The organism is Streptomyces seoulensis (assembly GCF_004328625.1).
GTDB lineage: Bacteria > Actinomycetota > Actinomycetes > Streptomycetales > Streptomycetaceae > Streptomyces > Streptomyces seoulensis.
Genome location: NZ_CP032229.1, coordinates 2586863 through 2610303, shown reverse-complemented (window position 1 = coordinate 2610303; position 23441 = coordinate 2586863). Strand labels below are relative to the sequence as shown.

Here is a 23441-nt window from a genome sequence, read left to right as displayed (position 1 = left end):
CGCGAGCAAAGGAGCCCGCGATGAGCGAGATGATCACCGCGGACCTGGTCGACCTCGACCTGTCCGCCGAGAGCAAGGAAGGCGCGGCACGTGCCCTCGCCGAGCGCATGGTGGCCAAGGGGCGGGTGACCGACCTGGACGGCTTCCTCGCCGACGTGGCCGCCCGCGAGGCCCAGATGCCGACCGGTCTCGACGGCGGCATCGGCATCCCGCACTGCCGCAGCGAGCACGTCACCGAGCCGACGCTCGCCTTCGGGCGCAGCACGGCCGGGATCGACTTCGGCGCGGCGGACGGCCCGGCAGACCTGATCTTCCTGATCGCCGCCCCGGCCGGGGCGGACGACGCCCACCTCACGATCCTCTCCGCGCTGGCCCGCCAGCTGATGAACACCGAGTTCACGGACGCGCTGCGGGCGGTCTCCGACGCGGAGACGGCGGCGGCGCTGGTACGGGGGGACGTGACTCCGGCGGAGGCCGCTGAAGGCACTTCCGCCGACGGTGTCGCCGCCGACGGCGCCTCCACTGACGATGTCTCCGCCGGGGGCGCCCCCGCCGGGGAGACCACCGACGCGCGCCCGTTCCGTATCGTCGCCGTCACCTCCTGCCCCACCGGCATCGCCCACACCTACATGGCCGCCGAGTCGCTGGAGAACGCCGGCCGGGAGGCGGGCGTCGAGGTGACCGTCGAGACGCAGGGCTCGGCGGGGTTCACCCGGCTCGACCCGGCGGTGATCGCGGCGGCGGACGGCGTGGTCTTCGCCCACGACGTGCCGGTGCGCGAGAAGGACCGCTTCGCCGGCAAGCCCACGGTGGACGTCGGCGTGAAGGCGGGCATCAACCGCCCCGCCGAACTCATCACCGAGGTCCGCGCCAAGGCGGAACGCGGCGAGAAGACCGCCCCCGCCGGCGCGGCCACCACCCCCGTGGACCGCGCGGGCGACTCCACCGAGGGCTACGGCACCAAGCTCCGCAAGTGGCTGATGTCCGGCGTCAGTTACATGGTCCCGTTCGTCGCGGCGGGCGGTCTGCTCATCGCGCTGGGCTTCGCCATCGGCGGCTGGACGGTGAACAAGGCGCCCTCCGTGATGGACCACTTCGTGTGGACCCAGTCCGACAGCTGGGGCGCGCTGCTGTTCCAGATCGGCGGCATGGCCTTCAATTTCCTGGTCCCGGTGCTCGCCGGGTACATCGCCTACGGCATGGCCGACCGGCCCGGCCTCGTCCCCGGCTTCGTCGGCGGCGCGATCTCGCTCAGCATCAACGCGGGCTTCCTCGGCGGCCTCGCGGCCGGTCTGATCGCCGGTGGCGTGGTGCTGGCGATCCAGCGGGTGAACATACCGGCGGCGCTGCGCGGCATCATGCCGGTGGTGGTGATCCCGCTGATCTCCTCGGCGGTCGTCGGCTTCCTGATGTTCGTGGTGATCGGCAAGCCCATCGCCGCCGCCCAGAAGGGCATGACCGACTGGCTGAACGGCCTCACCGGCACCAACGCCGTCCTGCTCGGCGCCCTCCTCGGCCTGATGATGTGCTTCGACCTGGGCGGCCCGGTCAACAAGGTGGCCTACACCTTCGCCACCGCCGGCATCGCCGTCGCCAGCCCCAGTGACTCCGCGATGAAGATCATGGCCGCGGTGATGGCGGCCGGCATGGTCCCGCCGCTGGCGATGGCCCTGGCCACGACCGTGCGCGGCAAGCTCTTCACCCCGGCCGAGCGGGAGAACGGCAAGGCCGCCTGGGTGCTGGGCGCCTCCTTCATCTCCGAGGGCGCGATCCCGTTCGCCGCGGCCGACCCGCTGCGGGTCATCCCGTCCGCCATGGTGGGCGGCGCGGTCACCGGGTCGCTGTCGATGATGTTCGACGCCACCCTGCGAGCCCCGCACGGCGGCATCTTCGTGGTCCCGCTGATCGGCAACCCGTTCCTCTACCTCATCGCCATCGCCGCGGGCGTCTGCGTCAGCACCGCCCTGGTGGTCGTCCTCAAGGGCATGCGCAAGCCGGCCCAGGGCACCCCGGCCGCCGGTCCGGCGCAGGGCACGGCGCCGGGCGAGAAGGGGAGCCGGCAGCCGGTCGCCGCCTGAGCACCCTCGGGCCCGGCGTCCCCCTGACCCGTCCCCACGGTCGCGTCCCCTCGGTGAAGTCGCCGGGGGGACGCGGTGCGTCGGGGGCCGTCAGCCGTGCCGGGCCGCGCGGTGCTCCATGGCCTCGCGGGCCGCCTCGGGAGTGGTGTACACCTCGCACATGTGCCGGCCGTCGGGGGTCGCGGTGTGCTCGACCTCCCACAGGGAGACCTCCCGCCCGTCCCGCAGCAGGAACGCGTGCTCGTACAGCGCGAAGCTCACTCCGGCCCGCGCGGTGCGGCCGGGACGGCCGAACGCCTGGGTGATCTCGTGCCCCTCCGCCGTGGCCAGCAGCGCCGCCAGCTCCTTGCCGGGACGGTCCGGGTTCTCCGCCCGGCGCAGCAGCCTGCGGGCGTGGTCGGGGGAGTTGTCCGCCACGTACGCGTGCCGGGGCTCGGGCACCGCGCCCAGCTCGGTCAGCACCGGCAGCTCGAAGTCCGAGGTGTCGTACGGCAGCGCCAGCCGGGTCGTCGCGGTGTGCAGCTCCTCCTCGTCGAGGTACACCTCGTGCTGCGCCTCCGCGCCCGGCGCGGTGTTGTGCGCCAGCTCCCAGAGGGTCACCGCCGAGCCGTCCGCCAGCAGCCAGGTGTGCCGGTACGTCTCCCGGTGCAGGCCCGCGCTGTGGTGCGCGGAGTGCAGCGAACTGTCGTGCGCCAGCGCGCAGTCCAGCTCTCTTATCACTTCGTCGGGCAGCTCGAACGAGTTCAGGGCACGGCCGAGGAGTCGCGCGAGGTGCTCCTCCGGAGACTCGGGCGACTGGGCGGACTCGTACTCCGCCGTCTCGTACGGAACGCTCAAGGTGTCTCCCGGCGTCGCTGCATGTCACCTGGTGGGTGCATACCGTAGCCCCTCGGTCGGACATCGTGTCCGGGAACCGAGAAACGTACTGGGGTAAACGCCGGGCGCGGCCGAGTAGTTCCCGGTCGGCGACCGAAATGCCGTACGCCCAAGGGCTTTTCCGTCCCCTGGGGGCGGTTTGCCCCCGTCGCCGTTCCCCTCCCTCAGCCGACGCCGGCCTCGCGCGGTGTCTCGGTGCGGTAGGAGCTGCCCAGCTCCGGGCCCAGGCCGAAGTAGTGGCGGAAGTTGTAGATCAGGGGGCTCCAGGCGGCGGGGTCTATGTGGTGGGTGCCGGGGACCAGCAGTTCGGGGGCGGCGTGGACTTTCAGGACCCTTGTCTCGACGATGACGCAGTCGCCTGACAGGTCGGGGCGGATGCGTTCGGCGCGGGCCTCCAGGTGGAGGGGGCAGTCGGCCGCACGAGGGGGGCGGACGGTGTGGGAGGGCTCCTCGCGCAGGCCCGCCGCGGCGAACTTCGCCGGTTCGAAGCGGTAGCCGGCCGCCTTCGTCGCGGGGACCGGGTCGCGGCCGGTCAGAGGGGCGAGGCGCTCCACCGCGGGCCACTGGTGCGGGGCGGGGAGATTGATGACCAGGTCGGGGCGGGCGAGGAGGTTGCGGGCGGTCTGGCCCTCGCGGCCAAGGCCGAGGACGACCGTCCGGCCCAGCGCCCACGCCGAGGACATGGGGGCGAGGTTGAAGGTGCCGTCCTCGTTCTCCGTGGACAGCAGCACCACCGGGGTGCCGAAGTAGAGGATGCTCGGCTCGATCGCCGTGTGGCTGCTCATGGAGGAGAGCCTAGGGACGGGTCCGTTCGGCCGGCGCCGAAGTGTGCCGGGCGCTGGACCGTACCCTGGAGGCATGAGTGACGCCCCCGCACCCGAGCCGCGCGACCCGAAGGCCGCGCTCGTCTTCGACGACCCGCTGAACCAGCAGTCCTCGGACGACACCGACCGTGGGTGGGGCGAGCGTCCCTCCGGCGACAGCGCCGCCGACCTCAGGCGCTTCCTCGACGAGAAGCCGCCCCACCACCTCTGAGCGGCACGGAAGGCTTCCGTCAGCGCGCGTCCGGCCCTGCCGGGCGCTGCTGCCTGACCACGCCGTCCACGGTGCCCGTGCGCTGGGCGACCAGCAGGTCGCGGATGTCCTGGAGGACCTCCAGCTCGGTCACCGGGTTCGGCTCCGGCTCGGTCTTGCCCGTGCGGGCCTGCTTGCGGGCCTCCTGGCGGGCCAGGTACTTCGACATCGGCAGCACCATCAGGAAGTACACGACCGCCGCGGTGATCACGAAGTTCAGCGCCGCACCGGCCACCGAGCCCCAGAGGATCTGGACGCCACCCTCCGCACTGCCGTCCGTCCCCGGCTTGCAGGGGTCCTTCAGGCAGTAGCTGTAGTGGTCGAGGTTCTTCGTGCCGATCGCGCCGACCAGCGGGTTGATGACACCCTTCACCACCGAGTTCACGATGCTGGTGAAGGCGGCACCGATGACCACCGCGACCGCCAGATCGATGACGTTGCCACGCATCAGGAAGGCTTTGAAGCCGTCCAGGATGCTGACCGCTTCCTTCTTCGCGTTCACCTCGGTGAGTCTCCTCGTCATGCGCACAGGCTGGGGAACAGAGCGCTCCGCAACCTACGTCAGGGTGCTGCCACCCTGTCCAATCCCGTCGCTCGATCGAGCGACTTGACCGCACGCTTCCGGAAATGTTCCCGACAAGACTCACCACAGCGTCACCGCCAGCCTGGCCATGGGGTTCGCCCCCACCAGCCGAGCCGCCGTGGCACGCGGCACCGCGAGGACGACCAGCGCCCCCTCAGTGACGCTTCCCTCACCCGGAACGCGGTCCAGCGGCTCCGGCAGCCGGACCACCCGGGCCCCGCGCGCCAGCACCCGCGCCGACCCGCCACCCCCCGGCGCCGCCCGCTCCTCCGCCGCGACCACGTCCACCCGGTCCCCGGGCCGCAGCAGCCGCACGGTGGCCGCGTCCGCGATGCGCACCGGTGCCCGCACCAGCTCACCCGGCCCGCGCCCGCGTACCGGACCGGCGGCCGGATGCCCCCGGGGCCGCTCGGCGGACGGAGTGCCGCCGCCGGGGGAGCGGGGGCCGGCCGCGACCAGCGCCGCCGCCGTCACCGCCAGCCCGGCGGCGACCGCCCTGCCCCGGTACCGCGCCAGCCGTCCCGCCGGTCCACCCCCGCCCCGTACGCGCAGGGGCGGGAAGAAGGGGACCTCACGGGTCGCCGGCGCATCCGTGCCCAGCGGGCGCGGCACGCGGAAAGCGGGAGCGGGGACGGTGTTCGGGTGCACGGACATCGGGATCACCACCTGTGACGAGGGGACGAGGGAACGCTCTGCGATCCCCACGATGACCCGTCTCGCCGGACCCCGCCGGAGCCCGTGGACTACCCACCGGTTGTGGAAAACCCCGTCACCCGAACGTGGAAGCAACCTCGTCCCAGCACGGCTACGGCAACGGAATCCCCGGCTCCATCCCCCCGAGCGCCCCCACGCAGAGACAGTCCCGCTCCCCGGTCTCCGGCAACCCCGCCACCGCGTCGAACAGCACCCCCCGCAGCCGGTCCACGTTCGCCGCGAACACCTGGAGCACCTCGTCGTGGGACACCCCCTCGCCGGTCTCCGCGCCCGCGTCCAGGTCGGTGACCAGGGTCAGCGAGGTGTAGCAGAGCTCCAGCTCACGGGCGAGCGCCGCCTCCGGATGCCCGGTCATCCCGACCACCGACCAGCCCTGTGCCTGATGCCACAGCGACTCGGCGCGGGTGGAGAAGCGCGGCCCCTCCACCACGACCAGCGTGCCGCCGTCGACCGGCGTCCAGTCCCGCCCACGGGCCGCCTTCAGCGCGATGCTCCGCCCGGTCGGGCAGTAGGGGTCGGCCAGCGACACATGCACCACGTTGGGCACCGTGCCGTCCGGCAGCGGGAGCCCGTCGAAGAAGGTCTGCTGCCGCGTCCTGGTGCGGTCGACCATCTGGTCCGGCACCAGCAGCGTGCCCGGCCCGAACTCCGGCCGCAGTCCGCCCACCGCGCACGGCCCCAGCACCTGCCGGACTCCCAGCGAACGCAGCGCCCACAGGTTGGCCCGGTAGTTGATGCGGTGCGGCGGAAGGTGATGCCCGCGCCCGTGCCGGGGAAGGAAGGCCACCCTGCGGCCCGCGACCTCGCCCACGAAGACGGAGTCGGAGGGCGCCCCGTAAGGGGTGTCCACCTGGACCTCGGTCACGTCGTCCAGGAACGAGTAGAAACCCGAGCCGCCGATTACGCCGATCTCTGCGTTCGCCATGCCCAGCACCCTAACGGCCCCCCGGAAGCGGCCACCAGGATCACCCGTTCGCATGTACGCCGAAGACCCCGCCGTCGGATGACGGCAGGGTCCGGGAAAGCGGGGTTCTCAGGCGGCGGAGCCGGCCGAGGACGACGGCGTCGAGGAGGACGACGAAGACGACGTCGACGACTTCGTGTCGGACGACGAGGACGTCGAGGACGGCTTCGTGGCCGGGCTGCTGCTCGACGACGCGCCGCGCGAATCGTTGCGGTAGAAGCCGGAGCCCTTGAAGACAATGCCGACGGCGGAGAACACCTTCTTCAAGGGGCCACCGCAGCTGGGGCACTCGGTCAGGGCGTCGTCGGTGAACTTCTGCACCGCCTCGAGGCCCTCGCCGCAGTCCTTGCACTGGTACTGGTAGGTCGGCACTGTCTTCCTCCTGGCACTCTCACTCAATGAGTGCTAACGATGCTCCATAGTGACGCATTCCCGTGGATCAGTCCACCGTGACCGGCTCGCGGTGACCGACGCCACGCGCCACGGTACGGGTCCGGGCCCGCGCCACCAGCAGGGAACGCAGGGCCAGGATCGTCGCCAGCGCCGGTACGGTCGCCGCCATCGGGACCAGGAACCCGGCGCCGTCCCACAGCCGGTCCTCCCATTGTCCCGCCACCGTGACGGCGGCCGCCTGGCCCAGCGCGACCGCACCCGTCAGCCAGGTGAACGCCTCCGTCCGGGCACCCGCCGGCACCAGGTCCTCGACCAGGGTGTACCCCGTGATCAGGGCGGGCGCGATGCACATGCCGACCAGCAGGCCGAGACCGGCCAGCAGCGGCACCGAGTGCACCGTCCACAGCGCGGAGGTGGCCAGCGCGAGCGCCGTGTACCCGACCATGAGCCGGCGCCGGGGCGACGACTTCCAGGCGACCGCGCCGCAGATCACCCCGGAGAGCATGTTTCCGGCGGCGAAGACGCCATAGAGGACGCCGTTCAGACCGGGCTCCCCGATGGACTCGGTGAACGCGGCCAGCGAGACCTGCATCCCGCCGAAGACGGCGCCGATGCCGAGGAACGTCACGATGAGCACCCGTACGCCGGGCACCCGGAGGGCGGACACGCGCGCGTGCGCCTCTTCGCCGGCCTCCGCGTGCGGGCCGACCGGCGGCTGCGTACCCCGCTGGGCGGCGAACAGCAGACCGCCGACCAGGGTCAGCGCGGCCTCCGTGATCAGTCCGGCGGCGGGGGTGACGGTGGTGCACAGCGCGGTGGCCAGCAGCGGGCCGACGACGAAGGTCAGCTCGTCGGTGACCGACTCGAAGGCCGCCGCCGTGCTCATCAGCGGCGATCCCTTCAGCCGCGTGCCCCAGCGGGCCCGCACCATCGGGCCGACCTGCGGGACCGAGGCGCCGGTCGGCACCGCCGCCGCGAACAGCGCCCACAAGGGGGCGTGTGCCAGCGCGAGCGCGGTCAGGGTGAGCCCCGCCGCCGTGTGCAGGACGACACCGGGCATCAGTACCGCCCGCTGGCCGTACCGGTCCGCGAGCCGGCCGCTGTACGGCGCGAACAGGGCCATGGAGACGCCGGTGACGGCCGCGGCGGCACCGGCGGCGCCGTACGAGCCGGTGGTGTGCCGCACCAGCAGCACGATGGAGATGGTGAGCATGGCGAACGGCTGACGTGCCGCGAAGCCGGGGACCAGGAAGGTCCACGCGCCCTTCGTGCGCAGCAGTTGCCCGTAACCCGGACGCGCCGACCGCTCGGTGGTGACCGTGGATGCCACGGCCCGTGCCTCTCTTCCGCCTGGTAGCGCGCCCGTGCGGGGGGCACCGAGAGCCGTCCTCTTGCGCGCGGAACTGCGGTAGATACCGGCTCAAAGGGTCCGGCCGCCATACGGTCGCGCCAGCTCTGCGTCAGACGAATCGGACAGAGTTGGTTCGATCAGATGCCCTGATCGTACAGGCGGCTCCCCGCCGCCGGAGCTGTGAGAACCAGCACCCTCAGTGCCGGTGCACCCTACCGCCGGTGCCGAGCCAGTCGGCCAGCTTGCCGCCCTGGGTGACCGCGCGCAGCCGGCGTTCGGCCTGGTCGCGGACCGGGTCGGTGGAGACCACGAGCAGCTCGTCCCCGTGCCGCAGCACGGTCGTGGGGGAGGGGACGAACGACTTGCCGTCCCGGACGACCAGCGTGACGGCGGCGCCCGGCGGCAGCCGCAGCTCGCCCACCTCCACGCCGTGCATCCGGGAGTCGTCCGGGATGGTGAGCGAGAGCAGATGGCCGCGCAGCCGCTCCAGCGGCGCCGACTCGATGCCGAGGTCGGACGCCGCGCCCTCCTCGCCGAGCCGCAGCTTGCGGGCCAGCCAGGGCAGGGTCGGGCCCTGGACCAGGGTGTAGACGACGACGAGTACGAAGACGATGTTGAACAGCCGGCGGCTGCCCTCCACCCCGCTCACCATGGGGATGGTCGCCAGGATGATGGGGACCGCGCCGCGCAGCCCCGCCCAGGACATCAGCGCCTGCTCCTGCCACGGCACCCGGAACGGGGTCAGGCTCAGCACCACGCTCAGCGGACGGGCCGCCATGGTCAGCACCAGTCCGATGATCAGCGCGGGCACCACGTCGTCGCCCAGCTCGTGCGGGGTCACCAGCAGGCCGAGCAGGACGAACATGCCGATCTGCGCGATCCAGCCCAGCCCCTCCGCGAACCCGCGGGTGGCCGGCCAGTGCGGCAGCTTGGCGTTGCCCAGCACCATCGAGGCCAGGTAGACGGCGAGGAAGCCACTGCCGTGGGCCAGCGCGCCGGCCGCGTACGCGGTGACGGCGATGGCCATGACGGCGATCGGGTAGAGACCGGACGCCGGCAGGGCGACGTGCTTGAGCCCCCAGGAGCCGAGGAAGCCCACCGCGAGGCCCAGGGCGGCGCCGATGGCCAGCTCCAGCACGATCTCGGCCAGCAGGATGTACCAGTGCTCCACCGGGCCGGCCTGGCAGAAGGCGACGACCAGGATGACCACCGGGGCGTCGTTGAAGCCGGACTCCGCCTCCAGCGTGCCCGTCACCCGCGAGGGGAGCGGGATCTTGCGCAGCACGGAGAACACGGCCGCCGCGTCCGTCGAGGACACCACCGCGCCGATGATGAACGCCTGCCGCCACTCCAGCCCGACCAGATAGTGCGCGCCCGCGGCGGTCGCGCCGACGCTCACCGCGACGCCCACCGTCGCCAGCACGGAGGCGGACGGCAGGGCCGGCCGCACTTCCTTCCACTTCGTGCCGAGACCGCCCTCGGCCAGGATCACGACCAGGGCCGCGTACCCGATGACCTGGGTCATCTCCGCGTTGTCGAAGTGGATGTTCCCCACGCCGTCGGAGCCCATGAGGACGCCGATACCGAGGTAGACGAGCAGGCTGGGGAGCCCGCTGCGTGAGGAGATCCGCACGGCCGCGACGGCGACCAGGAGGACCAGCGAGCAGGCGAACAGGAGCTGGTTGAGGTGGTGGACAGTCAGCGGCGCATCCCTTCATTGGCCCGCGCGGGGGCGCACGTGGGCTCGCGTACACAAGACACCGAGGGGCGGCGGACCGCACCCGACTACTTCGTTACCTTACCTAACTCTTGACGCTTCCTTGACGCTCGGGTTGGCAAGATCGAACGCCCGTGCCCGCTGGTTCCCGACTCCGCGTCAAGTGGTTCCGGGGCCTGCGCCTATGGTTGCTCCAGCGCTCATTCAAAGTCACAGCCCCGCCTGCCGCTCGCGTGAGGACAGCAAGGACAGCGATGCCCCCCAACACCACCGCCACATCGGGTGACAAGCCCGGCACGTCCGGCAGGAAGAAGGGGCGCAAAGCCCGACTTGTCGTGATTCTGCTGGTCCTGGCCCTCATCGGAGGCATAGCCTTCGGGGCGTTCTGGTCCATCAGCACGGTGCGTGCCTCCTTCCCGCAGACCAAGGGATCGGTCACGCTCGAGGGCCTCTCCGGCCCCGTCGACGTCAAGCGCGACGGCTACGGCATCCCGCAGATCTACGCCTCCTCCGACGCCGACCTGTTCATGGCCCAGGGCTACGTCCAGGCGCAGGACCGGTTCTACGAGATGGACGTGCGCCGCCATCTCACCTCCGGCCGCCTGTCGGAGATGTTCGGCAAGGGCCAGGTCAAGAACGACGCCTTCCTGCGCACCCTGGGCTGGGACCGGGTGGCGAAGCAGGAGTACGACACCAAGCTGTCGGCCTCCGCGAAGCAGTACCTCCAGGCGTACGCCAAGGGCGTCAACGCCTACCTCAAGGGCAAGGACGACCGGGACATCTCCCTGGAGTACGCGGCCCTGGGGTTCACCAACGACTACAAGCCCGCCGAGTGGACCCCGGTCGACTCCGTCGCGTGGCTGAAGGCGATGGCCTGGGACCTGCGCGGCAACATGCGCGACGAGACCGACCGCGCCCTGATGACCAGCCGCCTCACCCCGCAGCAGATCCGCGAGCTGTACCCGGACTACCCCTACGACCGGAACAAGCCGATCGTGCGCGAGGGCCAGTACAGCGCGCTGAGCAAGACCTTCCAGCAGGACGGCGCCCCCTCGGACACTCAGGGCAGCCAGGGCACGCAGGGCACCACGGGGACGCCGGGCGGCACCGGCACGCAGGGCACCCAGGGCACGACCGGCACCGGCACGACCGGCACCGCGGGCGCCACCGGCACGACCGGTACCGGCCTCACCGGCCAGCTCACCGGCCTCACCAAGGTCCTCGACGACCTCCCCACCGCCGTCGGCGTCAACGGCCAGGGCATCGGCTCCAACTCCTGGGTCGTCTCCGGCGCCCACACCATCACCGGCAAGCCGCTGCTCGCCAACGACCCGCACCTCTCCGCGTCCCTGCCCTCGGTCTGGTACCAGATGGGCCTGCACTGCCGGAGCGTCTCCAGCAAGTGCCAGTACGACGTGGCGGGCTACACCTTCGCGGGCATGCCCGGTGTGGTCATCGGCCACAACGGGAAGATCGCCTGGGGCATGACCAACTCCGGCGTGGACGTCAGCGACCTCTACCTGGAGAAGATCTCCGGCGACGGCTATCTCTACGACGGCAAGGTCCGCCCCTTCCGCACCCGTGAGGAGACCATCAAGGTCGCCGGTGGCGCGTCCAAGAAGATCGTCGTACGCCAGACCGCCGACGGCATGCCGCTGCTCTCCGACCGCGACGACGAGCTGGTGGAGGTCGGCCGCAAGGCCAGCGTCGACACCGCCGCCCCCGACCGCGGCGACGGCTACGGCATCGCGCTGCGCTGGACCGCGCTGGACCCCGGCACCTCCATGGACGCCGTGTTCGCGATGGACAGGGCGGCCGACTGGAACGGCTTCCGCAAGGCAGCCTCGCTCTTCGACGTGCCGTCCCAGAACCTGATCTACGCCGACTCCGAGAACATCGGCTACACCCTGCCGGGCAAGATCCCCACCCGCGCCACGGGCGACGACGGCTCGGTGCCCGCGCCGGGCTGGGACTCCAAGTACCGCTGGACCGGCTTCCTGGAGCAGGACGAGCTGCCCTACGAGTACAACCCGAAGCGCGGCTACATCGTCACCGCCAACCAGGCCGTGGTGGACAAGGACAAGTACCCGTACACCCTGACCACCGACTGGGGCTACGGCACCCGCAGCCAGCGCATCGCCGACCTGATCGAGTCCAAGATCAAGGACGGCGGCAAGGTCTCCACCGACGACATGCGCCAGATGCAGCTCGACAACAGCAGTGAGATCGCCAAGCTGCTGGTGCCCAAGCTGCTCAAGCTGGACCTGGACGACCCCGAGGTCCGCAAGGCGCAGAAGCTGCTGGAGGGCTGGGACTACACCCAGGACGCCGACTCGGCCGCGGCCGCCTACTTCAACGCCGTCTGGCGCAACATCCTCAAGCTCGGCTTCGGCGACAAGCTCCCCAAGGAGCTGCGCGCCAAGAACCAGTGCCTGTGGGTGGAGCGCGCGGGCAGCACCGGTCCGCTGGACGATCAGAGCAAGGTCCGCGAGTGCGGTCAGCGCGACGCCGACCAGGCGCAGCCGGACGGCGGCGACCGCTGGTTCGAGGTCGTGCGCACGCTCATGGACAAGCCGGACAGCCAGTGGTGGCAGGCGCCCAAGTCGGGCAACCGCCCGGCCGCGCACAACCGCGACGAGCTGTTCACCCGCGCCATGATCGACGCCCGCTGGGAGCTGACCGCCAAGCTCGGCAAGGACATCGACACCTGGAGCTGGGGCCGGCTGCACCGGCTGTTCCTGAAGAACCAGACCCTCGGCCTCCAGGGCCCTGAGGTGCTCCAGTACGCGCTCAACCGCGGCCCCTGGAAGCTCAGCGGCGGCGAGGCCACCGTCAACGCCACCGGCTGGAACGCCGCCGGCGGCTACGGGGTGGTGTGGGTGCCGTCCATGCGGATGGTCGTCAACCTGGCGGACCTCGACAAGTCCCGCTGGATCAACCTCAGCGGCGCCTCCGGGCACGCCTTCAGCGCCCACTACACCGACCAGACCGACAAGTGGGCCGACGGCGATCTGCTGCCCTGGTCCTTCTCGGCCAAGTCGGTGGACGGCAGCACCAAGGACACGCTGAACCTGCGGCCGTAGGTCCGTACGAAGCCGAAGGCCCTCCACGCGCGCGTGGAGGGCCTTCGGCCGTCTCGGGGGGCTTTCTCAGGGGCGCGCGAAACGGCGTACACCGGCCGGGGTCACCACGGCGTGCACCGGGCGGTCGTGCGCCTCGGCGGGCACCCGGGCCACCACCTCCGTGTCGTACAGCAGCACCACCAGCGCCGGACGCGCGCCCGCGCGCTCCAGGCGCGCGAGCACCCGGTCGTACGAACCCCCGCCCCGCCCCAGCCGCATCCCGCGCCCGTCCACCGCGAGGCCCGGCAGCAGCACCACGTCCGCCTCCGTCACCGCGTCGGGCCCCAGGCGCGTCCCGGCAGGCTCGGCCAGCTCCATCCGCCCGCCGTGCCGGACCACCGCCAGCGAGCCGGGTCCGGTGTACGCGCCCCAGTCGAGGTCGTCGTCGGGGAGCAGCACCGGGAGCAGGACGCGGGTGCCGCGCTCGCGCAGCGCCTCCAGCAGGGCGGCCGTACCGGGTTCGGTGCCGACCGAGACATAGGCGGCGACCGTGCCGGCGGAGGCGAGTTCGGGCAGGGCGAGGGCGTGCGCGGCGAGGGCGCGTTCATGGGCGAGACGGTCCTCCTCGCTCAACCCCCTTCTATTTACCAGGAGTTCACGCCGCAGACCCCTCTTCCCGGGGTCGTTCGCACCTTCGTCGGATTCCACCGCCGGCCACCTCCATTTCGGTCCGCGATTATCACGCCGACCTAAGCGGAGCAGGGGATTTCCCCCTAAGGACACCGGTTAGAGTGGCGCGCATGACTGAGTTGCACCCGAGGATCAGCAAGGCTGTCATTCCGGCAGCCGGGCTGGGTACCCGCTTTCTGCCCGCGACCAAGGCGACGCCCAAGGAGATGTTGCCGGTCGTGGACAAGCCGGCCATCCAGTACGTGGTCGAGGAGGCGGTGTCCGCGGGCCTCGAGGACGTCCTCATGGTGACCGGACGCAACAAGCGTCCGCTGGAGGACCACTTCGACCGCAACTACGAGCTGGAATCGGCGCTCGGCAAGAAGGGCGACGCCGACCGACTCGCCAAGGTCCAGGAGTCCAGTGACCTGGCCACCATGCACTACGTCCGCCAGGGCGACCCCCGCGGCCTCGGCCACGCCGTGCTGTGCGCCGCCCCGCACGTCGGCAACGAGCCCTTCGCGGTCCTCCTCGGCGACGACCTGATCGACCCTCGCGACCCCCTGCTCCAGCGGATGATCGAGGTCCAGGAGCAGCACGGCGGCAGCGTGATCGCCCTCATGGAGGTCGCCCCCGAGCAGATCCACCTCTACGGCTGTGCCGCCGTGGAGAGCACCGGGGACGGCGACGTCGTCAAGGTGACCGGCCTGGTCGAGAAGCCGGAGCCGGCCGACGCCCCCTCCAACTACGCCATCATCGGCCGCTACGTCCTCGACCCGCACGTCTTCGACATACTCCGCAAGACCGAGCCCGGCCGGGGCGGCGAGATCCAGCTCACCGACGCCCTCCAGCAGCTCGCGGAGGACGAGAAGGTCGGCGGCCCGGTGCACGGCGTCGTCTTCAAGGGCCGCCGCTATGACACCGGCGACCGTGCCGACTACCTGCGTGCCATTGTCCGTCTCGCGTGCGAACGTGAGGACCTGGGCCCGGACTTCAGGACCTGGCTGCGCAGTTTCGTCGCCGAGGAGATGCAGGAACGTTGAGCACCGCCGCGAACCGTCCCGTCGGACCGGACCACGTGTGGTCGGTGGACGAGCACCTGGAGGACATTCTCAGCACCGTCCGCCCGCTCGACCCCATCGAGCTCCAGCTCCCCGACGCGCAGGGCTGTGCGCTGGTCGACGACGTCATGGTGCCGGTGTCCCTGCCGCCCTTCGACAACAGCTCCATGGACGGTTACGCGGTACGGGTCACGGACGTGACCGGTGCGAGCGAGGAGTACCCGGCGGTCCTGGACGTGGTCGGTGACGTCGCCGCCGGCGACTCCGCCCCGGTCCAGGTCGGCCCCGGCCAGGCGGCGCGCATCATGACCGGCGCGCCGCTGCCGCCCGGCGCCGAGGCCGTCGTCCCCGTCGAGTGGACGGACGCCGGGCTCGGCGGCGGCCCGGCGAGCGGGATGCGGGCCCGCGCCCAGGCGCCGGAGGGCGCCGAGGGCCAGGTCCGGATCTTCCGGCCCGCCGAGACGGGGGCCCATGTCCGGCCCAGCGGCAGCGACGTGCGCGCCGGTGACCGGGCGCTCGCCGCGGGCACCGTCCTCGGGCCGTCCCAGATCGCGCTGCTCGCCGCGATCGGCCGGGGCACCGTCCGGGTGCGGCCCCGCCCGCGCGTCGTCGTGATGTCCACCGGCAGTGAACTCGTCCAGCCGGGCGAGCCGTTGGCGCACGGCCAGATCTTCGACTCCAACAGCTTCGCCCTCACCGCCGCCGCCCGGGACGCGGGCGCCATCGCCTACCGGGTCGGCGCGGTCGCGGACGACGCGGACGTGCTGCGCTCCACCATCGAGGACCAGTTGGTCCGCGCCGACCTGCTGGTCACCACCGGCGGAGTCAGCGTCGGCGCGTACGACGTGGTCAAGGAGGCGCTCACCGAGGTCGGCGAGGAGGAGGGCGGCGGGGTCGACTTCCGCAAGCTCGCCATGCAGCCCGGCAAGCCCCAGGGCTTCGGCGCGGTGGGCCCCGACCACACCCCGCTGCTGGCCCTGCCCGGCAACCCCGTGTCGTCGTACGTCTCCTTCGAGCTGTTCGTCCGCCCCGCCATCCGCGCCCTGATGGGCCTCCCGGAGGTCCACCGGCCGCGTACCCGGGCCACCCTCACGGTGGACGGCCCGCTGCGCTCGCCCGAGGGCCGCCGCCAGTTCCTGCGCGGCAACCACGAGGACGGCGAGGTCACCCCCGTGGGTGGCAGCGGCTCCCATCTGATCGCCGCGCTGGCCCACGCCAACGCGCTGATCGTGCTCCCCGAGGACATGGCGGAGGCCGAGCCCGGCACCGAGGTCGAGGTCATCCTGCTCGGCTGACCCGCGCGGGGCCCCGAGCGGGTCCCGGCCCGGTGCCGGAGCGGACTTGGCGGTACCGTGGCGCGCACAGGAGGCCCGCGCATCGCCCGCGCCGGCGGGCCGCGAACGGGAAGTACCGCACACCATGAGTACGCACGACCGACTGACGCACATCGACGAGGCGGGCGCGGCCCGCATGGTCGACGTATCCGGGAAGGAAGTGACCGCGCGCACCGCCCGTGCCAGTGGCCGGGTGCTCGTGTCCCCGCGCGTGGTCGAGCTGCTGCGCGGCGAGGGTGTCCCCAAGGGCGACGCCCTGGCCACCGCCCGGATCGCGGGCATCATGGGCGCCAAGCGCACCCCGGACCTGATCCCGCTGTGCCACCCGCTGTCGGTGTCCGGTGTGACACTGGACCTCGCCGTCACGGACGAGGGCGTGGAGATCCTGGCCACCGTGAAGACCACCGACCGCACCGGCGTGGAGATGGAGGCCCTCACGGCCGTCTCCGTCGCCGCGCTCACCGTGGTCGACATGGTGAAGGCGGTCGACAAGGGCGCCGTCATCACCGACGTGCGGGTGGAGGAGAAGACGGGCGGCAAGTCGGGCCACTGGAGCCGGGCGTGACCGCAACCCCGTACCGCGCGCTGGTCGTCACCGCCTCCAACCGCGCCTCGGCCGGCGTCTACGCCGACAAGGGCGGCCCCGCCGTCGCCGAGGGCCTCACCCGCCTCGGCTTCTCCGTGGACGGCCCCCAGGTGGTCGCGGACGGCGACCCGGTCGAGGCCGCCCTGCGCGCGGCCGTGGCGGCCGGCTACGACGCGGTCGTCACCACCGGCGGCACCGGCATCTCGCCCACCGACCGCACCCCCGAGGCCACCCGCGCGGTCCTGGAGTACGAGGTACCGGGCATCGCCGAGGCGATCCGGGCGTACGGGCGCGAGAAGGTGCCCACCGCCGCGCTCTCGAGGGGCCTGGCCGGGGTCGCGGGCGGCACGCTGATCGTGAACCTGCCCGGTTCCAGCGGCGGGGTCCGCGACGGGCTCGCGGTGCTGGAGCCGCTGCTGACGCACGCCGTCGACCAGATCCGCGGCGGCGACCACCCCCGGCCCGACGCACCGGGCCGCACGGGCGCCGGGGGTGCGAGCTGACCGGCAGATCCTGGCCCGCGGTGCTGGTGGACGGCGATGTGGTCCTGCGGCCCATAAAGGTGCGCGACCAGCGCGCCTGGCGCGAGGTCAACCGGCGCAACCGGGACTGGCTGCGCCCCTGGGAGGCGACCATCCCGCCGCCCACCGCGAGCGGGCCGATCGCGCACCGCCCGACCTACCGCCAGATGATCCGGCACCTGCGCTCGGAGGCGACGGCGGGCCGGATGCTGCCGTTCGTCATCGAGTACCAGGGACGCCTGGTCGGCCAGCTCACGGTCGCCGGGATCACCTGGGGCTCCATGTGCTCCGGGCACATCGGCTACTGGGTGGACCAGTCGGTCGCCGGGCGCGGGGTGATGCCGACCGCCGTCGCGCTCGTCTCCGACCACTGCTTCCGCGCGGTGGGGCTGCACCGTCTGGAGGTCTGCATCCGCCCGGAGAACCGGCCCAGCCGGCGCGTGGTGGAGAAGCTGGGCTTCCGCGAGGAGGGGCTGCGGCCGCGCTATCTGCACATCGACGGCGCCTGGCGGGACCACATGGTCTACGCGCTCACCGCCGAGGAGGTCCCCGGCGGTCTGGTCGACCGCTGGCGGCGCGCCCGCGCGGCACGGCCGGGACAGCCGGGGAATGCGAACAGCGCCGGAAATTGAATATCTGTTCGAATTAATGCCCGAGGCGACCATCTTCCGTCCGTCTCCGGGCATTCAATTCCCCCCTTCGGGGGTCCGCTGATCGCATCGGTCGCAAAAAAAGCTGGAAATATCAGCCAGATCGTGCGACACACCGGCCCAATTGGCGGATGGCCTCAGGGAAACCCCTCTACCGTGTGAGTCGTGAGCAGCAGCGGCCTCATCTACGCAGTCATCGTCGGGGCCTGGGCCGCCTACTTGGTGCCGATGTGGCTCCGTAGGCAGGACGAGCTGAACGAGGCCCGTCCGACGGAACGCTTCAGCACCGCCATCCGGCTGCTGTCCGGAAGGGCGGGAATGGAGCGCCGGTACGCCAAGGACCTGCGGGCGCGCTCCGCCGAGGAGGGGGAGCCGGACGCCGGTGACCCGGACGTCGCCACCGACCCGGTGGACGTCCGGGACTTCGCCGTGCCTCCGACGCGCCGTCAGGTCCGGGCGGACACCGAGCCCGAGCGGCAGGAGCGGGCGCACGCCCCGCGCGAGCACGCGGCCGACATGGTCCCCGACCCGCCCTCGCCCCAGGCGCATCCGTCCCGCACCGCCCAGGCGCCCGAACCCGAACACGTCCCCGCCCGGCGCGCGCCCTCGGCGCAGGCGGCCGCGGCGCGTGCCCAGCGCACGAAGGTGCTCGCCCGCAGGCGGCGCACCACCGTGCTGCTGTTCCTCGCCTTCACCATCGGCGCGATCGCCGCCGCGGTGGGGGGCCTCGGCCTCCTCTGGGTGCCCGCCGTGCCGGCCGTGCTGCTCAGCGCGTACATCGGCTATCTGCGCCGGCAGGAACGGCGCCGGTTCGCCTTCCAGATGGACCGCAGGAGCGCCGAGGACGCCGCCGCCCGGCTGCGGGAGCGGGCCCGTCAGCCGCGCCGCCGCGCGGCCGAGGCGGCCGTCGTCGCCGACGAGCCGGAGGAGGGAACGGGGCCGCACACCGACCCCGCTCTGTCCGCCGCCCTCGCCGCCGACCGGCGCGCCCTGGTCGAGCAGACCGACCACGCCGAGTGGGTCGACCAGCAGCGCGAGCGGCAGCGCCGCCCCGGCCACGGCGAGAGCTGGGACCCGGTGCCGGTGCCCCTGCCGACGTACGTGACCGCGCCGGTCGCCCCGCGCGCCACCGCCGACGTGGACCTGGGCGCCCCCGGCACCTGGAGCTCGGCCCGCTCCAGCGCCGTCACCCCGGAGCAGCGTCCCGAGGTCCCGGCGGCCGGTCCGGAGCCGGAGGGGGAGCGCCCGGAGGACGCGCGGGGCGACGCCCGGCGCACCGCCTCCGCCCGCCGCTCCCGCGAGCGGGGCCGCACCCCGCTGTTCGACCAGTACGAGGACGGCGACCGGCCGCGCGCCGCCAACGAGTGAGCCTCTGACCAGTCCGGGAGCGGATTTCCGAGCACCCCGATCGGGATGCTAGAGTTTCACTCGTTGCAAGGGCCTGTGGCGCAGTCTGGTAGCGCACCTCGTTCGCATCGAGGGGGTCTGGGGTTCAAATCCCCACAGGTCCACGTAACGCTCATCCCGAGTCCGCTCGGGAAGAGTTCTCGAGACCCCGTCCGATCTTCTGATCGGACGGGGTCTCGTCGTTCCCGCCGTGCCCAACACCGCGTACCTGGCGACTAAGACGCGGTAGGCCGGGAGATGGGCGCGCTCCGTGAGCAACAGGTCGGCGACCGCCTCCGGTTGGCCGAGGGCACGCAGGGTGCCGGCCGGTTCGTAGGCGGCCGCGGGGTCAGCCTCGCACCGGTCAGTCCCGGGTGGACACCAGGTCGCCGTAGACGATGATGTTGTCCGGGCGGTGGCCGTTCTCGATGGCTCCGCCGCAGGTGATCAGGCGGAGTTCGGGGCGGGTCGTGTCGCCGTAGACCTTGTCGGTGGGGAAGGCGTCCTTGTCGACCTGTTCGACGGTGCGGACGGAGAAGACGGCGGAGGAGCCGTCGGCGCGGGCGACGGTGATCCGGGCGCCCTGCTTGATCCTCCCGACGTTCCGCAGCACGGCCGGGCCCTTGACGGTGTCGTAGTGGCCGATCAGGACGGCGGGGCCGGTCTCGCCGGGGGTGACTCCCTTGGAGTACCAGCCGATCCGGTCCGCCTGTGCGACGGAGGGGACCTCCACCGTGCCGTCGGCGGCCAGGCCCAGCTTCAGAATGGGGCCGGTGTCGACGCCCGCCGAGGGGATCGTGACCCGGACCGGGAGCGAACGGGCCATCGGAGCAACCGACTTGGCGGGTGCGGCGGCCGGGGTGGAGACCGGGCTGGGCGGGGGCGGGGTGACGTGCCCGGTGCTGTCCTGCGTACCGCAGGCGGCCAGGGCGAGGCCGAGCGCGAGGGTGAACGTGGCGGTCATGACACGGCGCTGCATGGGGCTGACTCCAGACGGAACGACGGGTGCGGGCCACCGCCGAGGGCGGCGGGCCCGCACCCGTGGGGACGGCGTTTCAGATCCGGCCGGCGACCGAGGTGCCGCGACGGCGCAGGACGACGAAGCCGAGGCCCGCGGCGCCGGCGGCGGCCCCGCCGACCGCCATCAGCACGGGGGCGTCGCTGCCCTGGGTGCTCTCGTAGCCGGCCGCGACGCTGCCCTTGGGGACCACGGTGGTCTGGTTGGTGGAGGTGTGGCCGGTGGTGGTGGTGCCGGTGGAGCCCGCCGAACCCGTGGAGGTGGTCGGGTAGAAGGGGTTGCAGCCCTTGGGGAGCTGCGGGAAGTCCTGGATAGTGGCCGGGTGGCCGCCGCCCTCCATGTTGGTGCGCAGACGCGGGTGGGTGCTGTTCGGGCCGAGGATCTCGGCCTCGAAGCCCGCGCTCGCCGGGAGCTTCGGGTGCAGGCGGGTCAGGGTGTACGGCAGCAGCTTGGTCTCGCCGGCGCCCCGGAACTCCACCGAGGGACCCGTCGGGCTGATGGTCATCAGGGCCTCGGTGCCCGCACCGATGTTCCGGGTCACGGTGACGACGCAGCGGACCGGGACGACGGGGCCCTGGCCGCCGTTGCCGACGTACTCGTCGGCGGAGGTCATGCTGCCGTCGGCGCGCAGGGTCACCTTGATGCCGTTGAAGACCTTCATCTGCTGGGCGCCGAAGCTGCCCCCGGCGCGCAGCTCACCGAGGGTCTTGCCCTTGAAGGTGATGGTGGCCGAGTAGTAGTCGCCCTGGTCGGTGTGCTTGTAGACCTTGGCGGTCAGGTCGCCCTTGAGCGCGATGGTGTGCACCAGCACCGGGCCCTGCTGCCCGTTCGGGCCCTCCGTCGAGGTGGGCGCCGGGGTGGTGGGCGCGGTGGTGGCGGGGGTGCTGGGCTTGGTGGTCGAGGTCGGCGTGCCGACCTCGGTGCTCGGCGTGCCGCTCGGGGCCGGGGTGGCGGCCTGCGGGCTCGCCGTCGCGCCGTCGGCGGCGAACGCGGCACCGGCCGGCAGCAGGACGGTGGCGGCGAGGGAGGCGGCGACGAAACCGGCGCGGAGGGCGGAGTTGCGTCGGAAACCGAGCGAAGACATGAAGGACTCCAGAAGGTGTGAAATGACCCGGATGATGTGGAGGGGGAGTCGCATCCGCTTGCACTGTCAGGTGGGGCCGAAAGGCGCGGCAGCTACTGAGCTGATCGTATGTTCCGACTTTCGGCGGAGTGATCGCCATCACGTCACAGGCGCGTCACAGGGAAAGCAGTGGCCTGTGCTGCAGCAACAGGCCACCGAGCCGCGTTACTTGGTGCCCTCCGCCGTCCCGAGCGGCTTCGCGTAGCAGAGGCTGTTCTCGTGGTGGCGGTAGTAGCCGAACTTGGTGCACGGGGTGTAGCCGCTGGAGGTGTAGAGGGCGATGGCCTCGGGCTGTTCGGTGCCGGTCTCCAGGACCATGCGGGTGCGGCCGGCCGCGCGGGCGTCCTCCTCCAGTTCGGCGAGGATGCGGCGGGCCAGGCCGTGGCCGCGCATCTGCGCGATGACGAACATGCGCTTCAGCTCCGCGTCGCCGTCCTGGTTGCCCTCCTCGTTCAGGTCCTGGCTGCGCCAGCCGCCGGTGGCGACCGGGCGGTCCTGAGCGTCGTACGCGATCAGGTACGCGCCTCCGGGCGGGTCGAAGTCGGCCGGGTCGAGCGAGGTGGCGTCGCCGCCGTCGCCGTAGCGCACGTGGTACTCGGCCTGGACCTCGTCGTTGAGCTTCACGGCGTCGGGGTGGTCGAAGCGGACGCGACGTATAATCATGCTGGGTATCGTACTTCTATGCGGCGAATGGGAGTCGGTCTGTCTTGGACCAGTGTGCCGGTATCGTGCCCTGGTGCTGACTGTGACCTCGGTGAATGTGAACGGACTGCGGGCCGCCGCCAAGAAGGGCTTCGTGGAGTGGCTGGACCAGACCTCGGCCGACGTGGTCTGCCTGCAGGAGGTGCGCGCCGAGCCGCAGCAGCTCCCGGAGCACGTACGGCAGCCCGACGGCTGGCATGTGGTGCACGCGCCCGCCGCCGCCAAGGGCCGCGCGGGCGTCTCCCTCTACACGCGCCGTGAGCCCGACCGCGTCCGGGTCGGCTTCGGCTCGGCGGAGTTCGACGGCTCGGGCCGCTACGTCGAGGCCGACCTCCCCGGTGTGACCGTCGCCTCGCTGTACCTGCCCTCGGGCGAGGTCGGCACCGAGCGGCAGGACGAGAAGCTCCGCTTCATGGGCGAGTTCGCCGCCCACCTCAAGGAACTGCGCGAGCGGGCCGCCGCCGACGGCCGCGAGGTGCTGGTCTGCGGCGACTGGAACATCGCCCACCAGCAGGCCGACCTCAAGAACTGGCGCGGCAACACCAGGAACTCCGGCTTCCTGCCCGAGGAGCGGGAGTGGCTGAGCCGGGTGCTCGCACCCGGGGACGGCGGTTACGTGGACGTGGTCCGCGCCCTGCACCCCGACACCGAGGGCCCGTACAGCTGGTGGTCCTATCGGGGCCGCGCCTTCGACAACGACTCCGGCTGGCGCATCGACTACCACATGGCCACCCCCGGCCTCGCCGCGAAGGCGGTCAAGGGCCACGTCGAGCGCGCCGCCACCCACACCGAACGCTGGTCCGACCACGCCCCCGTCACCGTGGTGTACGAGCGCTAGTCGAGCTTGCTCAGCCGGCGGTCCATCGCCAGGGACAGTTCCGCCTCCACCACGCTGCGGGCCAGCGGGCGCAGGCGTTGCAGGGAGTCCTCGGGGGCGTGGCGGCGGATCACGTCGGCGAAGAGGGCCGCGAGGGCGTCGGCGTGTTCGCGGACGCGGGCGGCGGCCGTCAGGACCTCGGCCAGCGGGATGCCCTCGCGGACCAGTGCCGAGGAGACGTCCAGCAGGCGGCGGCTGATGTGCACGATCTGGTCGCCGTCGGTGCCGACATAGCCGAGGGCCATCGCGGCCGCCAGGTTCTCCGGGGTGACGTCGCCCTCGAAGCGGGCCGCCAGCTCCTCCGGGGTCAGCCGGACCGGCTCCTCCTCGGTGGGCGGGGCGACGCCCAGCAGGTCGGCCACGTCCCGGCCGTTGTCCAGCGCCTCGGCCAGCTCGGCTATGCCGTTCAGGGTGTGCCCGCGCTCCAGCAGCGCCGCGATGGTGCGCAGCCGGGCCAGGTGATGGTCGTCGTACCAGGCGATACGGCCCTCGCGGCGGGGCGGCGGGATCAGTCTGCGCTCGCGGTAGAACCGCAGGGTGCGCACGGTGATGCCGGCGACGCGCGCCAGCTCCTCCATGCGGTACTCGCGCCCGCCGGCCTGCCCGTCGCTGTGTCCGCCGTCTTCTGCCACGTCCGCAGCCTATGGCGTACCGCCGGTAACTTTCCTTTCCGCGCCCCCTACCGCTCAGTACGGAGCTGTT

Annotated in this window: 23 protein-coding genes and 1 tRNA gene; 11 read left to right on the top strand and 13 right to left on the bottom strand. The window is 72.1% G+C overall.

Annotated elements, in window-relative coordinates; genetic code table 11:
* Positions 1–20 precede the first annotated feature (20 nt).
* Positions 21–2078, top strand: coding sequence for a PTS fructose transporter subunit IIABC (locus D0Z67_RS12060; protein ID WP_031184198.1), 2058 nt, complete (start codon positions 21–23; stop codon positions 2076–2078).
* 90 nt (positions 2079–2168) lie between these two features.
* On the opposite strand, the gene D0Z67_RS12055 is transcribed toward D0Z67_RS12060, so the two are convergent.
* Both D0Z67_RS12055 and D0Z67_RS12050 read right to left on the bottom strand, forming a co-directional pair.
* A complete protein-coding gene (locus tag D0Z67_RS12055) occupies positions 2169–2915 on the bottom strand; it encodes a DUF6227 family protein (RefSeq protein ID WP_031184199.1) in 747 nt (248 codons plus the stop codon).
* A gap of 203 nt (positions 2916–3118) precedes the next feature.
* The gene (locus D0Z67_RS12050) at positions 3119–3739 is read right to left on the bottom strand and encodes a flavin reductase family protein (protein WP_031184200.1); all 621 of its coding nucleotides are present in this window, start codon (positions 3737–3739) and stop codon (positions 3119–3121) included.
* 73 nt (positions 3740–3812) lie between these two features.
* On the opposite strand from D0Z67_RS12050, the gene D0Z67_RS29650 reads away from it, so the two are divergent.
* A complete protein-coding gene (locus D0Z67_RS29650) occupies positions 3813–3989 on the top strand; it encodes a hypothetical protein (protein ID WP_165507345.1) in 177 nt (58 codons plus the stop codon).
* 19 nt (positions 3990–4008) lie between these two features.
* On the opposite strand, the gene mscL is transcribed toward D0Z67_RS29650, so the two are convergent.
* From mscL to D0Z67_RS12020, 6 genes are all read right to left on the bottom strand, one after another.
* Positions 4009–4551 (bottom strand): large conductance mechanosensitive channel protein MscL, encoded by a 543-nt coding sequence (mscL, locus tag D0Z67_RS12045; protein ID WP_031184201.1) that lies wholly within the window; start codon positions 4549–4551, stop codon positions 4009–4011.
* A 120-nt stretch (positions 4552–4671) separates the two neighbouring features.
* A complete protein-coding gene (locus D0Z67_RS12040) occupies positions 4672–5265 on the bottom strand; it encodes an RcpC/CpaB family pilus assembly protein (RefSeq protein ID WP_031184202.1) in 594 nt (197 codons plus the stop codon).
* Between the two features lie 151 nt (positions 5266–5416).
* The gene (locus D0Z67_RS12035) at positions 5417–6250 is read right to left on the bottom strand and encodes an S-methyl-5'-thioadenosine phosphorylase (RefSeq protein ID WP_031184203.1); all 834 of its coding nucleotides are present in this window, start codon (positions 6248–6250) and stop codon (positions 5417–5419) included.
* A gap of 108 nt (positions 6251–6358) precedes the next feature.
* The gene (locus D0Z67_RS12030) at positions 6359–6661 is read right to left on the bottom strand and encodes an FmdB family zinc ribbon protein (protein WP_031184204.1); all 303 of its coding nucleotides are present in this window, start codon (positions 6659–6661) and stop codon (positions 6359–6361) included.
* A 67-nt stretch (positions 6662–6728) separates the two neighbouring features.
* Entirely contained in the window at positions 6729–8012 is a 1284-nt protein-coding gene (locus tag D0Z67_RS12025; RefSeq protein WP_031184205.1) for an MFS transporter, read from the bottom strand.
* Positions 8013–8229: 217 nt separating this feature from the next.
* Positions 8230–9735 (bottom strand): potassium/proton antiporter, encoded by a 1506-nt coding sequence (locus tag D0Z67_RS12020; RefSeq protein ID WP_051888227.1) that lies wholly within the window; start codon positions 9733–9735, stop codon positions 8230–8232.
* A 269-nt stretch (positions 9736–10004) separates the two neighbouring features.
* Here D0Z67_RS12020 and D0Z67_RS12015 point away from each other — a divergent pair, with 269 nt between their 5' ends.
* Complete coding sequence (locus D0Z67_RS12015; RefSeq protein WP_031184206.1) at positions 10005–12833, top strand: penicillin acylase family protein; 2829 nt, start codon at positions 10005–10007, stop codon at positions 12831–12833.
* A gap of 66 nt (positions 12834–12899) precedes the next feature.
* On the opposite strand, the gene D0Z67_RS12010 is transcribed toward D0Z67_RS12015, so the two are convergent.
* Complete coding sequence (locus D0Z67_RS12010) at positions 12900–13520, bottom strand: 5-formyltetrahydrofolate cyclo-ligase (protein WP_078873757.1); 621 nt, start codon at positions 13518–13520, stop codon at positions 12900–12902.
* A 92-nt stretch (positions 13521–13612) separates the two neighbouring features.
* Between D0Z67_RS12010 and galU the strand changes: the two genes are divergently transcribed.
* The 7 genes from galU to D0Z67_RS11975 all read left to right on the top strand — a co-directional run bounded on the left by galU (position 13613) and on the right by D0Z67_RS11975 (position 19144).
* Positions 13613–14524, top strand: a complete 912-nt coding sequence (galU, locus tag D0Z67_RS12005) for a UTP--glucose-1-phosphate uridylyltransferase GalU (RefSeq protein ID WP_031184208.1) — start codon at positions 13613–13615, stop codon at positions 14522–14524.
* Positions 14521–15837, top strand: coding sequence for a molybdotransferase-like divisome protein Glp (gene glp, locus D0Z67_RS12000; protein ID WP_031184209.1), 1317 nt, complete (start codon positions 14521–14523; stop codon positions 15835–15837). Before galU ends, glp begins: the two co-directional genes overlap by 4 nt.
* A 124-nt stretch (positions 15838–15961) precedes the next feature.
* Positions 15962–16441: a cyclic pyranopterin monophosphate synthase MoaC gene (gene moaC, locus D0Z67_RS11995; RefSeq protein WP_030814523.1), complete on the top strand. Its 480-nt coding sequence runs from the start codon at positions 15962–15964 to the stop codon at positions 16439–16441.
* On the top strand, positions 16438–16965 hold the full coding sequence (locus tag D0Z67_RS11990) for a MogA/MoaB family molybdenum cofactor biosynthesis protein (protein ID WP_037776327.1): 528 nt from the start codon (positions 16438–16440) through the stop codon (positions 16963–16965). Before moaC ends, D0Z67_RS11990 begins: the two co-directional genes overlap by 4 nt.
* A gap of 20 nt (positions 16966–16985) precedes the next feature.
* On the top strand, positions 16986–17615 hold the full coding sequence (locus D0Z67_RS11985) for a GNAT family N-acetyltransferase (RefSeq protein ID WP_031184211.1): 630 nt from the start codon (positions 16986–16988) through the stop codon (positions 17613–17615).
* A gap of 183 nt (positions 17616–17798) precedes the next feature.
* The gene (gene sepX / locus D0Z67_RS11980) at positions 17799–19001 is read left to right on the top strand and encodes a divisome protein SepX/GlpR (RefSeq protein WP_031184212.1); all 1203 of its coding nucleotides are present in this window, start codon (positions 17799–17801) and stop codon (positions 18999–19001) included.
* A 69-nt stretch (positions 19002–19070) separates the two neighbouring features.
* Positions 19071–19144 (top strand) — tRNA-Ala (locus D0Z67_RS11975).
* 239 nt (positions 19145–19383) lie between these two features.
* On the opposite strand, the gene D0Z67_RS11970 is transcribed toward D0Z67_RS11975, so the two are convergent.
* From D0Z67_RS11970 to D0Z67_RS11960, 3 genes are all read right to left on the bottom strand, one after another.
* Positions 19384–19998 (bottom strand): class F sortase, encoded by a 615-nt coding sequence (locus tag D0Z67_RS11970; protein WP_031184213.1) that lies wholly within the window; start codon positions 19996–19998, stop codon positions 19384–19386.
* Positions 19999–20074: 76 nt separating this feature from the next.
* Complete coding sequence (locus tag D0Z67_RS11965; RefSeq protein WP_031184214.1) at positions 20075–21121, bottom strand: hypothetical protein; 1047 nt, start codon at positions 21119–21121, stop codon at positions 20075–20077.
* A 204-nt stretch (positions 21122–21325) separates the two neighbouring features.
* Positions 21326–21823 carry a GNAT family N-acetyltransferase gene (locus tag D0Z67_RS11960; protein WP_031184215.1) on the bottom strand — a complete coding sequence of 166 codons (498 nt, stop codon included), beginning with the start codon at positions 21821–21823 and terminating at the stop codon, positions 21326–21328.
* Between the two features lie 73 nt (positions 21824–21896).
* Between D0Z67_RS11960 and D0Z67_RS11955 the strand changes: the two genes are divergently transcribed.
* Positions 21897–22700 (top strand): exodeoxyribonuclease III, encoded by an 804-nt coding sequence (locus tag D0Z67_RS11955; protein ID WP_031184216.1) that lies wholly within the window; start codon positions 21897–21899, stop codon positions 22698–22700.
* Here D0Z67_RS11955 and D0Z67_RS11950 read toward each other — a convergent pair.
* The gene (locus D0Z67_RS11950; protein ID WP_031184217.1) at positions 22697–23317 is read right to left on the bottom strand and encodes a MerR family transcriptional regulator; all 621 of its coding nucleotides are present in this window, start codon (positions 23315–23317) and stop codon (positions 22697–22699) included. The two genes, D0Z67_RS11955 and D0Z67_RS11950, sit on opposite strands and share 4 nt — an antisense overlap.
* Positions 23318–23441: the final 124 nt, after the last annotated feature.